This window comes from Desulfovibrio fairfieldensis (genome assembly GCF_001553605.1).
GTDB classification, from domain to species: Bacteria; Desulfobacterota; Desulfovibrionia; order Desulfovibrionales; family Desulfovibrionaceae; genus Desulfovibrio; species Desulfovibrio fairfieldensis.
In genome coordinates, this window is sequence record NZ_CP014229.1 from 247819 (window position 1) to 259872 (window position 12054).

The following is a 12054-nucleotide window of genomic DNA, read 5'->3' on the forward strand; positions in this document are numbered from 1 at the left end:
TCCAGTAAGGAACAACCATGCCAGAACTACGACAGAACATAGTGGATGACCTGAGCTCCGTGACCACCGAATCCTGGCGCACTTTCCGGATCATGTCGGAAATGGTGCACGCTCTGGACGAGCTCAATGCCCTGAAGGTCAACTGCATCTCCATTTTCGGTTCGGCCCGCTGCACGCCGGACATGCAGGAATACCAGGATGCCGAAAAAATCGCCCGCATGCTGGTGGACGCGGGCTTCGGCGTCATCACCGGCGGCGGCCCCGGCATCATGGAAGCGGCCAACAAGGGGGCCTTTGAGGCCGGGGGCGAGTCCGTGGGCCTGCATATCGAACTGCCGCACGAGCAGGGTTGCAACAAGTATGTGAAAACCCGCTGCAATTTCCGTTATTTTTTCATCCGCAAGTTCATGTTCGTGAAATACGCCATGGCCTATGTGGTCATGCCCGGCGGCATGGGCACCATCGACGAGCTTTCCGAGGCCTTTGTGCTGGCCCAGACCGGCCGCACCCGGCCATTCCCCATCATTCTGTACGATTCGCGTTTCTGGAGCGGCTTGCTGGAGTGGCTGCGCAAAAGCATGGCGGCCGGCGGCTTCATCCATGAGACGGAGATCGACAAGCTGGTCACGGTCTGCGACACGCCCGAGGAAGTGGTCAACCACTTGTGCAAGATCATTATTTTGTAGCGGCCCCGCGCGTGTTCGCGCCCGCCGGGCCCGTGCCCGATCCGCCGCCGGGCCTGAGCTGGGAGGGGCTGATGGATCAGGCCCTGGATCAGGCCCGGCTGGCGGCCGAGGCCGGGGAAGTGCCGGTGGGCGCGGTTCTGGCCGGGCCCGGCGGGCATATCCTGGCGCGGACCGGCAACGCGCCCGTGCGGCGGCACGATCCCACGGCCCACGCCGAAATCCTGGCCCTGCGCGCCGGGGGCGCGGCCTTGGGCAATTACCGCCTGGCCGGCTGCGTGCTGGCGGTCACCCTGGAGCCCTGCGCCATGTGCGCGGCGGCCCTGGTGCATGCGCGTCTGGCTGGCGTGGTTTACGGCGCGGCCGACGATCTGGCCGGAGCCGTGATTTCCCGCGCCGAATATCTGGACGCTCCCTTCTGCAATCATCGGGTCTGGCATATGGGCGGGGTGCGGGCCGAGGCCTGTGCGGCCCTGTTGCGTGATTTTTTCGAAAGGAAACGTTGAGTAGTGAAGATTTTTGTTCCTTGCCAAGGACCGCGAACCGCGGGCGGGGGGAGTATATTCGGACCCGGCCGTCGCGCGGAGTGAGCCGGACGCGGGCAGAGGACAAAAAGGCCGGTAATCGGCGTTTTCGGAGCGCGGCGGGCGGCGTATTCTCCTGATTGAACGCCTCTCCGCCGGAAAAAGGACCGGGTATGCTGGAACTGACGGTTTTTTTGAGCGGCGCGCTGGTCATGGTGCTGGAAATGGTGGGTGGACGGGTGCTGGCCCCGCACGTGGGCACCTCGGCCATTGTCTGGACCAGCCTCATCGGCGTGGTGCTGGCCTGTCTGGCGCTGGGGGCCTGGGCCGGAGGCCGCTTCGCGGACAAGACTCTCTCCCGCCGGGGGCTGGGCCAGGCCCTGGCCGGGGCCGGACTGGGCTGCGCGCTTACGGCTTTTTGCCATACGGCGCTGGGAGCGGGCGTGACCCAGGCCGTGGGCAACCTGTATCTGGCCGCCGTGGCCGCCGCCTTGGGCATTTTCGCCCTGCCCGCCTTTTTCTTCGGCATGATCACTCCCTATGTAATCCGCCTGCGCATCGCGGACGTGGACACCGCCGGGGCCACGGTGGGACGGCTCTATGCCCTGTCCACGGCGGGCAGCATTCTGGGCACCTTTCTGGGCGGCTTTGTGCTGATTTCCTTTTTCGGCAGCACGGTCATTCTCTGGGGCGTGGCCCTCTGCATGCTGCTGCTTTCCCTCTGCAACGCCCCGGCCCGGCCCTGGCCGCGTCTCCTGCTGCTGATCCTCTGTATCCTGCTGGCCTGGCAGGACGGGCTTTACGGGCAATGGCTGGCGGAAAAGGGCGGCGTGCGCCTGGTGGAGAGCCCGTACAACAGCATCCGGATCATGGAAGGCGTGGACCGCGCCCGGGACGGCCGGGCCGTGCGCCTGATGGCCACGGATCCCGGCTACAGCCAGTCGGGCATGCTGCTGGACGCCCCGGACGAGCTGTATTTCGACTATACCCGTTTTTACGCCCTGGGGCCGCGCCATGTGCCGGGCGCGCGCAAGGTGCTGATGCTCGGCGGCGGGGGCTATTCCGTGCCCAAGTGGCTGTTGTCGGGCAAAAGCGGGCTGGACGCCGCGCGTCTGCGCCTGACCGTGGTGGAGCTGGACCCGGCCATGACCGCAAGCTCCCGGCGCTGGTTCGGCCTGAGGGACGATGCCCGCCTCACGGTGCGGCACGAGGACGCCCGCGCCTTTCTCAACCGCCAGAACGAGCGTTATGATCTGGTTTTCGTGGATGTCTTCAATTCGCACTATTCCGTACCCTTCCAGATGGGTACCGTGGAGGCCGCCCGGGCTCTGCGCCGTGCCGTGGCTCCGGGGGGAGCCCTGCTGATGAATGTGATCTCGGCGGTGGAGGGGCCGGACGGGCGCTTGTTCCGGGGCATTTGCCACGCGCTGGCCGCCGCCTTTGCCGAGGTGCGCGTGTACTGCGTGGGCAGACCTGACCGGCCCGGCGAGGTGCAGAACCTGATGCTGCTGGCGTTTCCGGAAGCCGTTCCCGATGCCGCGCCCCCGGCGGCGGACGCAGCGGCTGGGGCGACAGACCCCCCGGCCCCGGAAACGGACGCCATGCTGGCCGTGCGCTACGCCGGGGTCATACCGGCGGACATTCCCGCGCTTACCGACGACTTCGCGCCGGTGGAGCGCTACGCCCTGATGCTGCTGCGGCAGTGAGCCGGGGCGCTTTCCCCCGGCGTCCCAAAAGCCGTCTTGCGGTATGCCGATGAAATCTGTAGGTTAGCATTCACAGAAGGAGGCCGTGCTATGGAACACAACAACGTCAAACCCGTGGACATCACGGAAAACGTGCTGACCATGCTGGGGCGGAAAATGAGCAGCGGACGGGATCTGACCATGTCCGAACGGCTGATGGCCATGACCGCCACGGCGCAGACCACCTCCAACCGTTACGGCCCCGGCCCGGCGGACATGGTGGTGCAGCAGCCCGAGCTGCCCGAAACCGTGAAGGGCGTGCTGGCGAATTTTACCGGCGTCTAGAGCAGATTAACTTTGAAATTTGTAAAATTTCAAAGTCGGCATTCCGGCGAAAAACGTGGTTATCGTTGCTGTCGATCCCCGTATGGCTCCGTCGTCGCCAACGATGACAGCCCTTGGGGCTGCCTTCGGTCGCTTCGCCTGAATCCACGCCGCGTTGCTCTCGATGCCTGTACGCCCTTTGGGCTACAGGCACGGCCCTATGGGCCGCCCGTCGGGTCGGTCTTCGCGGCACGCCGCGTGCCGTCCTCGCCGCAAAGCGTGAAGGCTCGCTGGCGGGAGAGGCAAAAGAGCAAATAATGCGCTTACGGCTTGAGAGCACGGGGCTGCTCCCGCAGCCTCGTCAGAGCATTTCAAATGGGTTTAAACAGCGCGGCGCGGGGACAGGCGGTCCCGCCGCGCCCATTGCGAGGATGTTTTGAACGAATCCATCGACGATCTTACCGTACAGTATGAGGAAAACGGCCAGGTTCTGATCAACGAACTGGACAAGGTGGTGCTGAGCAAGGGCGCCTGGACCACCATCCTGTTCCGCTATCAGCAGTGGCGGCCGGAAACCGACGATTACGGCCCGGATAAATATGTGATCCGGCGCTATAAAAAATCGGGCGGCGAATACCGCCAGCAGTCCAAATTCACCATTTCCAGCGCCGAGCAGGCCCGCAAGATCGTGGATGCCCTGCTGTCCTGGATCGAAAAATAAGCTTTTCCCCTTGTCTTCGGCGGGGCTGCGCGACGGCCCGCCCGGCCGGGGCGACAGTGATCCGCTTCAGGGAGCGCCCCTTTTCCCGTTCGGGGAAGGGGCGCTCCGCCGTCTTCCCAGGTACATTCCGTCAGACGGGCGAGGGGAGGCGCGGTCGCGTCGTCCCTTCCTCCCCGCTCACTCTTCGCCCTGGCCGCCCGCCGCGCGGCAGGCCAGCCAGGGCAGTTCGTGACGACTGTTGATGTTCAGCCGTCGCAGGATATTGCGGATATGGGTTTTCAGCGTGCTGGGCGAAATGTTCAGGCTGGCGCAGATATCGGCGTCATGGCGCTTCCGGGCCAGCATGGCCGCGATGCAGGCCTGCTGGCGGGTCAGCCCGAGCTGGCGGAAAAGCCGTTCGCAGTCTTCCTGATTCAGGGCCTCCGGCGGAAGCGGGCCGTCCTCCTGTGCCTCCTGCGAGCCCTGCGCCGCTGTCTCGATCTGGATCACGGGCGAGAACGCGCCCGGCAGGGGTCGGGTGGGACGGGTCGGGCGGCCGGGCGGCGCGGCCTCCCAGAATCCCATCTGCTCCAGCAGGAAGACGTAAGCGGAACTGGAAAGCAGAATGGTGACGGCCAGCAGGGCGAAAAGGTAGTTGACCGTGGTGCCGTGGGAAAGGCTGGCGCGGATGGCGGGCAGGGCGTATGTGCCCAGCAGCAGGCTGAGAAGCAGCGTGGCCCCGCCGAAGCCGATCAGCCGGATGCCGTTGCCCCGGCGGCGCGCGTTGAGCCAGGAGGCCGCGTAAAACAGCGTGGTGTAGCTGTAGACGCCCAGCAGGGTATAGGCGAAGTGCAGGCTGTCCAGGGAGAGGGCCGGGGATTCGCGGTGCAGCAGCGGCCAGGCCGTATAGCCCACCACCAGCAGCGGGCCCATGAGCAGGATGGTGCGCCAGAGGGAGGCCCGGCGCGCCAGGTGGATGCAGAGCGGGGAGATCAGGCAGCTCAGCACCACAATGAGCAGCAGGTGCGGCTTGGGACGGGGCAGCAGGGGCTCCATGACGGCCAGCAGGCTGTAGTACAGGCCGTGACTGAGGCCGGTCAGGGCGTAGACGGCGTAGATCGGCGCCAGGCCCGCCGGGCCCGTCAGGCCTGGCGGAGCGGGCATTGCGGCGGATTCCGGCGCGCCGCTCCGCTCGCCTTGGGCGGGGTTGTCCGCCGCTTCCGGCGGCGCGGGCGGAGCCGGGGGCGGCTCAAGCAGCAGTTTGGCCGCCAGAGCGAAGACCACGGGCAGAAGCAGCAGGCTCTCCGGCCGCAGGCTCAGCAGGCCGTGGATCAAGGCGCGGCTGGCGATGATGCCGCCGCTGACCACCACCAGAATGCCCGCGCGCGAGAGCGAAGCCACCCCCATGCCCAGCACCGTGAAGCCCACGGCAAAGCCGAAACCCGCCAGCGCGCTGATCATCGCGCCCGCCGCGGCATTGTCGAACAGGGCGAGATCCAGGCTCAGCAGCAGCGGGCTGATCAGGCCCGCGCAGCCCGCGATCCAGAGCCGGGCCAGCATGCCGTCGGCGCGCAGGCGTTCCCGCCACAGGCCGAACAGCAGCAGGAACAGCGCGGCGCAGGGCAGCACGGCGAACAGCCGCCCGAATTCGTCATTGAACAGGAACGGCTCCGGGTCGCCGTAGCTGCGGAAGACCAGCCAGAGCCAGGCATTCAGGCAGCCCGCGCCCAGGATATAGCGAAGCTCTTTCAAGGCGTACCTCGGGCAGAGTTAAGTTCCACGTCCCGCCGCCGTCGCGGGACGTGCCCGCGCGCCGGGGCTCAAAAGCCGCGTGCTGCCGTGCCGTCATGGACGGAAAAGCCGTTTTTCCCTCTTTTCTTTACCTGATACAGGGCGGCGTCGGCATTCTGGTACAGGGTGTTGAAGTCCGTTCCACTCTGCGGAGCAAGGGCCACGCCGATGCTCGCGGTCATCCGCCAGCGGGCCGGACCGTCCAGGCATTCGGTGCAGAGCGCGGCCGACAGCGTTTCCGCCTTGCGCTCCGCCCACTCTCTGTCCGGAATGGGGACAAAGGCGGCGAACTCGTCCCCGCCGATCCGTCCCAGCACGGCGCGCTCTTTGAAATGCCGTCTGATGATGGCCGTGAAGGTCCGGATGCAGATATCTCCGAAGGCATGGCCGAAGCGGTCGTTGGCCTGCTTGAAGTTGTCGATGTCAAAAATGAAAAAAGCGTAGCCGCTGTCCGGCTTTTGGAAAAGCAGTTCGCAGATGGCCCGTTCCGTGGCTTTTTTGGTATAAAAGCCGGTCATTTCATCCGTCACGGCCTGCAGTTCTTTTTTCTTTTCCCTTTCAATGTCCTTCCGGTAGGTGACCATGTGGATGCATTTGTCCTCCGCGGAGTAAAAAACGTGCGCGTCCACCCGCGTCCAGGAGTACTCCGTTCCGTCCTGACTGATCATGAAGTCATAGCGCAGATGATTGTTCCCGGCCGCATACTCCCGCATGACGTTCCGGGGGTCGAAGATCGCCAGATAGCGCTCCCGGAATTCCTTTTTGATCTGTTTTTCGGCAATGATGCGTATTGCCTGATCATAAGGAAGCCCCTTGGCGCCGAGTGTTTCGAAATATTCCCCGGTCCATGCCTGTTCCGCGCAATTCCGGGTGATATTGAACTCGCAGATATTGTCATACATCTGTTCCGTGGCCTTTTTGAAAAAAGCCTGCCGTTCCTCCATCAACTGGGTGATCCGCTTGTTGAATTTCCGGATGACGGTCGTGACGATGACCAGCACGACAACTATGACAAAAACCAGGATAGCGCAGGTTTGGTAGAGCTGCGCCCTCATTTCGCTGATCAGGAGCCCGGTGTTCTGGGCCACAACCAGATTCCAGGACAGCTCAGGAATGTAGCGGACGACGATGAAACTCTTTTCACGGCTCAGGGGCGCGGTGGGCGTCCAGAGCGTCAGGCTTGAGGAGTCGTTGTTCCAGCTCAGAATCTTCTTCCGGATGTCCTCCTGCCGGTAGGTCTCGAACCAGTCCTTTTTTTCATGGCCGGTATGGGTAGTGGATATTTCGATGCCGCCGCTTTTGCTGATCAGGCTCGCCGTCACACGGTATTTTTCCTCATAACTTTTGAGCAGTTCCTTCAAAGAGTCGATGCGGATGCCCACGCCCACCACGCCGAGCACCCTGCCCGCGGCGTCCTTGACCTTGCAGTTCACGAAGACGGTGATTTTATTGTCCGCGCCGCGCACTTCGTCGTTGTCCACGTGCAGGGCATATTCCTGATCGCTGTTCATCAGGCGGAAATACCAGGTGTTTTCCGGATTGTCCCTGGTCAGGACACGGTCGATGCCCTTGAAATTGTAATAGCGTCCCGTGGCCGTGGAAACCAGAAAGACCGAATCAAAACCATATTTTTTCCGGTAGGTGTCCAGATATTCCCTGGTGGTTTCGACGTACGCCCGGTCCTCCGGATGCCGGGCTTCGCCGGTAAGATGTCTGACCAACAGGTTGTCGTGGGCCATTGTCAGCGAAATATTGACCGGTTTTGTAAACCTGGTCGTCAGCCGGTAGTAGATTCCCTCGGCCGTGAGGGAGGAGACCTGCTCGATGTTGTCCAGGGATGCCTGATAGTTCGCCCGGTAGCTGAGCACGGCGGTCAATGCGAAGCCGATGACCAGAATGACCGTGATGTTCAGATTGATCCGCAGCAGGTGATTGTCTTTCATTCTTTTTGCCTCCGTCCCGGCCTTTTCCCCAAAAAATTCTTATGTTGGAACAGTGTTCGCCGTCCAGCACGCATGCATACGCCAAAGGCACGTGGAGGAATATCAAAAAGGAACCGACGGCGGGCGGCGACCGGCGAAATAGCGACAACTTGCACAAAGTCGGGGGAAAAGCGGCGCCGGGTTTTCCGGCATGCGCGTTTCCGCTTTCCGGCAAGCCCGGCGCTTCCGGGCAGGCACGGAAAAATTACGTTTTGCGCGCTTTGCGGCTGCGGAGGAAGGCCGGGTTCCGTGCGTGGAACATATCTGGTTTCTATTTTGATTTCAATGAGATATCCATGTCATCCTTTTAGGTATGATGTTGTTTGCGGGCTACGCGCAAAAAGGATTTCCATCTTTTTCCCGCAAATTACTTCCCTGAACGATTGTTGGCTTCCGGGCTTTGTGCTGAAAAGAACAGGCTCGGAAAAACCGGCGCCGGAAGCGCCGGCGAGCCGTGCGGCGTCGGCCTTCGGGCCGGGGGGCGCGCGCCGGAGGACCGGAACACGTCCTTGCGACGCGCCGCCGCATGCGCTTGAGAATACGGCCCTGGGCGTTATTGCACGCCATAACCTGAACAAAGGCAGGAGGTTGCCATGAACAGGATGTTTTCCCTCGCAGCGGGCTTCGCGGCCGCGTTGTCCCTGATGGCGGGACCGGCCGTTACGGCCCATGCCGCCGATTACAACGGTCCCAAAATCAAATTCCGGGTGGCCCATACCACGCCTCCGGGCAATCACATCACCCTGGCTTTTGAAAAGTTCAAGGAACTGGTGGAGCAGAAGAGCGGCGGCAAGATCAAAGTCCAGGTCTTCCCCAACGCCATTCTGGGCAGCGACCGCGTGCTGATGGAGGGCGCCCAGAAGGGCAGCCTGGAAATGGCCGTGAGTTCCACTCCCAATATGGCCAATTTCTCTCCTCTCTATCAGGTCTTTGACCTGCCGTACATCACCAGCCCCAAGAATCAGGAAAAGCTGTATAAAGCCATCGATTCGGGCAAGCTGGGCGAGTACTTCACAAAGGTCGCCAATGACATCGGCCTGGAGCCGATCATGTACGCCGAATACGGCTACCGCAACTTCGTGACCATCAACCGCCCGGTGTCCAAGGTGGAAGACCTGGCCGGTCTGAAGATGCGCACCACGGATTCCGCCGTGGAAGTGGAAGTGGCCAAGATACTGAAAATGAATCCCACGCCCGTGGCCTGGGGCGAAACCTACACGGCCCTGCAGCAGGGCACCGTGGACGGCGAGGGCAACACCTTTCCCCATATGTACGGCGCCAAGCACCACGAAGTGCTGAAGTACGCCGTGACCACGGCCCACAACTACGGCATGCAGGTCATGATGGCCAATAAGGTATGGTGGGACAAGCTGCCCCCGGAAGCCCAGAAGGTCATCCGCGAGGCCGCCGCCGAAGCCCTGGCCTACCAGCGGACCACGCTCTATCCCAAGAATGAGGCCGAGGCCCGCGAAGGCTTCATCAAGGCCGGCATCAAGATCGTGGATCTGACCGACGAACAGCTTGACGCCTTCCGCAAGGCCACCCGCCCGGTCTGGGACAAGTTCCAGGACAAGTTCCCGCCCGAACTGGTGGAAATGGTGCTCGAAACCCAGAAGTAAACATCCGTGCCGCCGGGTCCGGGAGCGCGGCCGCGCTTTCGGGCCCGGCCCGGCGGTCCTCTGATGATGTCGCCTGATTTCCTGATCCGTCCGCACGGCGCGGCGGAGCGGGCCTGCTCACACCGACCGGCTCCTCCGGCGATCCGGCGCGTTCTTCCCGGCTGTTTGCCGTACGGAGTATCCCATGTCCTCATCCGCCCGTAAATTTCTGCGTCTGCTTGACGCCAATCTGGAAAAACCCTTTCTGGTCGTGGGCATGCTCCTGATGATCGGGATCATCACCTACCAGACCGTCTACCGCTATTCCATCACCGAGCTGCTGGCCCTGCTGGACGGCCCCCGTTTCAGCGCCTGGCTGGGAAGTTTCCTGCCGGTGGGCAGGATCCGCGAAACCGTTTCCCACTATGTGGGCCTGTCGGTCTGGTCCGAGGAACTGTCCCGCTACATCTTCATCTGGATCTCCTATCTGGCCATTCCCCTGGCCATCCGCCAGCGCAGCAACATCCGGGTGGACATCATTTACGACCGGCTGCCGCCCCGCGTTCAGGGCCTGAGCTGGATCGTGGTGGATCTCTGTCTGCTGATCCTGAGCGTGTTCGTCTTTACGGAGGGCGTGGAGCACATCAGCATGCAGCTCGCCATGCCCCAGGTGACGGCGGCCTTGCGCATTCCCTACGCCATTCCTTATCTGATCCTGCCTCTGGGCTTCGGCCTGATGACCCTGCGCGCCCTGGAGGATCTGGTCCGCCAGCTGCGGGACTCTTCCTGGCGGGACGCGCTGGCGGGCGCGGCCTTCACGGCCCTGCTCTTCGCGCCGGTGCTGCTGTTTGACGATCTGAACGCCATTGCGCTGCTCTTCGGCTATTTCGTGGTTCTGCTGCTGATCGGCGTGCCCATCGCCTTCTCCCTGGGCATCGCGGCCCTGATGACCGTGGTGGGCGCGGGCACCCTGCCCGTGAGCTACATCGCCAGCGTGGCCTTCACTTCCATCGACAACTTCCCCATCATGGCGATCCCCTTCTTCATCGCCGCCGGGGTGTTCATGGGCGCGGGCGGCCTTTCCCGCCGCCTGCTGTCCCTGGCCGATGAACTGGTGGGCGGCCTTGCCGGCGGCATGGCCCTCGCCAGCATCGCCACCTGCATGTTCTTCGCGGCCATCAGCGGTTCCGGCCCGGCCACGGTGGCGGCCATCGGCACCCTGACCATCCCGGCCATGGTCGAGCGCGGTTACGACAAGCTCTTTGCCGCCGCCGTGGTGGCCGCCGCCGGGGCCATCGGCGTGATGATCCCGCCCAGCAATCCCTTCGTGGTTTACGGCGTGGCCGGTCAGGCCTCGGTGGGCAAGCTCTTTCTGGCGGGCATCACTCCGGGCATTCTCACCGGCCTGGCCCTGATGGCCACGGCGTATGTCATTGCCCGTAAAAACGGCTGGCGCGGCGAGGCCCGCCCCCGTAGCCTGAAAACCGTCGGCCGCGCCGTGTGGGAAGCCAAATGGGCCCTGCTGGTGCCGGTCATCGTGCTGGGCGGCATCTACGGCGGTCTGATGACCCCCACCGAAGCGGCGGCCATTGCCGCCATGTACGGCCTGCTGGTGGGCCTCTTCGTCTACCGGGAGCTGTCCCTGGCCTCGCTCTGGAAGTGCTGCGTGGAGTCGGCCCAGACCTCGGCGGTCATTATCATGCTGATGGCCATGGCGACCATTTTCGGCAATGTGATGACCCTGGAGCAGGTGCCCGAACGCATCGCGGCGGCCATCCTGGACCTGACCAGCAACAAGATCGCCATTCTGCTGCTGATCAACGTGCTGCTGCTCTGGGTGGGCACCTTCATGGAGGCCCTGGCGGCCATCGTGATTCTCACGCCCATCCTGCTGCCCCTGGTGACCAAGGTGGGCGTGGATCCCATCCATTTCGGCGTGATCATGGTGGTCAACCTGGCCATCGGTTTCGTGACGCCGCCGGTGGGCGTGAACCTCTTCGTGGCCTGCGGCATCACCAAGCAGAAGATCGAGCTGGTTTCGCGGGCGGCCGTGCCCTTTATTCTGACCATGCTGGTCATCCTGCTGCTGGTGACGTATTGGCCGAGCCTGTCGCTCTTCCTCCTGTAAGCGGACAGGTTGCAACAACAAGCCCGCCGGTCGGAAAAAGACCGGCGGGCCTCTTCATTGCCTGAAGGAGAATCCGACATGTCCGGACAGCCCGATATGCTGCATCATGCCCGCATCCTGCGCGCCGTGGCCGATCTGGCCGCTGAGGCGGAAGGCGACGGCCAGGCGTCTCTCTGCATCGCGGTCTGCGACGCGGTGGGGGATCTGCTGCACTACACGCGCATGGCCGGGGCCAAACGGCGCGGCACGCCCATCGCGTTGGCCAAGGCCTATACCGCCGCCGTGCTGGAAACGCCCACCAGCGCCCTGCACGCCCGCCTGGTGCGCGAGCATCTGAGCCTGGCGGATTTTTGCGACGGCCCCCAACACCGGCTGACCAGCCTGGCGGGCGGCGTGCCCCTGTGCCTGGAGGGCCGGACTGTGGGCGGCGTGGGCGTCAGCGGCCGCAAGCCCGCGGAGGACGAGGTGCTGGCCGGGCGGCTGGCGGCCGCGCTGCTGGGAGAGGGCGGTCCAACAGCAAGAGACTGAAATCCCCCTGCACAAAAGGCGGGAAGATGCTGATCCGGGCGATGTCCCGCTTTCCATCCGCGCCGGATTCTTGGCGGCGCGCATAAAAAAGGAGCCTGGAGGCGTGCGGCC

The 12054-nt window shown here is 63.5% G+C and carries 10 protein-coding genes; 8 read left to right on the forward strand and 2 right to left on the reverse strand.

Annotation, left to right across the window (positions count from 1 at the left end; translation table 11 throughout):
- Nucleotides 1-17 precede the first annotated feature (17 nt).
- The 5 genes from AXF13_RS01095 to AXF13_RS01115 all read left to right on the forward strand — a co-directional run bounded on the left by AXF13_RS01095 (nucleotide 18) and on the right by AXF13_RS01115 (nucleotide 3937).
- A complete protein-coding gene (locus AXF13_RS01095) occupies nucleotides 18-686 on the forward strand; it encodes an LOG family protein (protein ID WP_008686290.1) in 669 nt (222 codons plus the stop codon).
- Nucleotides 687-757: 71 nt separating this feature from the next.
- The gene (gene tadA, locus AXF13_RS01100; protein WP_050801284.1) at nucleotides 758-1189 is read left to right on the forward strand and encodes a tRNA adenosine(34) deaminase TadA; all 432 of its coding nucleotides are present in this window, start codon (nucleotides 758-760) and stop codon (nucleotides 1187-1189) included.
- 191 nt (nucleotides 1190-1380) lie between these two features.
- Nucleotides 1381-2913, forward strand: a complete 1533-nt coding sequence (locus tag AXF13_RS01105) for a fused MFS/spermidine synthase (RefSeq protein ID WP_062251317.1) — start codon at nucleotides 1381-1383, stop codon at nucleotides 2911-2913.
- Between the two features lie 90 nt (nucleotides 2914-3003).
- On the forward strand, nucleotides 3004-3237 hold the full coding sequence (locus tag AXF13_RS01110) for a hypothetical protein (RefSeq protein ID WP_008686285.1): 234 nt from the start codon (nucleotides 3004-3006) through the stop codon (nucleotides 3235-3237).
- A 415-nt stretch (nucleotides 3238-3652) separates the two neighbouring features.
- Complete coding sequence (locus AXF13_RS01115) at nucleotides 3653-3937, forward strand: hypothetical protein (protein ID WP_008686281.1); 285 nt, start codon at nucleotides 3653-3655, stop codon at nucleotides 3935-3937.
- A gap of 177 nt (nucleotides 3938-4114) precedes the next feature.
- Here the strand turns inward: AXF13_RS01115 and AXF13_RS01120 are convergent, their stop codons facing one another.
- Together AXF13_RS01120 and AXF13_RS01125 are read right to left on the reverse strand one after the other, a co-directional pair.
- Nucleotides 4115-5668 carry a helix-turn-helix transcriptional regulator gene (locus tag AXF13_RS01120; RefSeq protein ID WP_062251318.1) on the reverse strand — a complete coding sequence of 518 codons (1554 nt, stop codon included), beginning with the start codon at nucleotides 5666-5668 and terminating at the stop codon, nucleotides 4115-4117.
- 68 nt (nucleotides 5669-5736) lie between these two features.
- On the reverse strand, nucleotides 5737-7650 hold the full coding sequence (locus tag AXF13_RS01125) for a sensor domain-containing diguanylate cyclase (protein WP_062251319.1): 1914 nt from the start codon (nucleotides 7648-7650) through the stop codon (nucleotides 5737-5739).
- Nucleotides 7651-8282: 632 nt separating this feature from the next.
- Between AXF13_RS01125 and AXF13_RS01130 the strand changes: the two genes are divergently transcribed.
- The 3 genes from AXF13_RS01130 (at nucleotide 8283) to AXF13_RS01140 (ending at nucleotide 11943) form a co-directional block, all read left to right on the forward strand.
- Nucleotides 8283-9308, forward strand: coding sequence for a TRAP transporter substrate-binding protein (locus tag AXF13_RS01130; protein ID WP_062251320.1), 1026 nt, complete (start codon nucleotides 8283-8285; stop codon nucleotides 9306-9308).
- A 184-nt stretch (nucleotides 9309-9492) separates the two neighbouring features.
- Nucleotides 9493-11415: a TRAP transporter large permease gene (locus tag AXF13_RS01135; protein WP_062251321.1), complete on the forward strand. Its 1923-nt coding sequence runs from the start codon at nucleotides 9493-9495 to the stop codon at nucleotides 11413-11415.
- A gap of 78 nt (nucleotides 11416-11493) precedes the next feature.
- Nucleotides 11494-11943: a GlcG/HbpS family heme-binding protein gene (locus tag AXF13_RS01140; RefSeq protein WP_062251322.1), complete on the forward strand. Its 450-nt coding sequence runs from the start codon at nucleotides 11494-11496 to the stop codon at nucleotides 11941-11943.
- The last annotated feature ends 111 nt before the right edge of the window (nucleotides 11944-12054 follow it).

What these genes read in the sequence shown, in the direction of transcription:
- AXF13_RS01140 (WP_062251322.1), top strand. Translation starts at nt 11,494, where the DNA reads ATGTCCGGACAGCCCGATATGCTGCATCATGCCCGCATCCTGCGCGCC.
- AXF13_RS01130 (WP_062251320.1), top strand. Translation starts at nt 8,283, where the DNA reads ATGAACAGGATGTTTTCCCTCGCAGCGGGCTTCGCGGCCGCGTTGTCC.
- AXF13_RS01105 (WP_062251317.1), top strand. Translation starts at nt 1,381, where the DNA reads ATGCTGGAACTGACGGTTTTTTTGAGCGGCGCGCTGGTCATGGTGCTG.
- AXF13_RS01135 (WP_062251321.1), top strand. Translation starts at nt 9,493, where the DNA reads ATGTCCTCATCCGCCCGTAAATTTCTGCGTCTGCTTGACGCCAATCTG.
- AXF13_RS01110 (WP_008686285.1), top strand. Translation starts at nt 3,004, where the DNA reads ATGGAACACAACAACGTCAAACCCGTGGACATCACGGAAAACGTGCTG.
- tadA (WP_050801284.1), top strand. Translation starts at nt 758, where the DNA reads ATGGATCAGGCCCTGGATCAGGCCCGGCTGGCGGCCGAGGCCGGGGAA.
- AXF13_RS01125 (WP_062251319.1), bottom strand. Translation starts at nt 7,650, where the DNA reads ATGAAAGACAATCACCTGCTGCGGATCAATCTGAACATCACGGTCATT.
- AXF13_RS01095 (WP_008686290.1), top strand. Translation starts at nt 18, where the DNA reads ATGCCAGAACTACGACAGAACATAGTGGATGACCTGAGCTCCGTGACC.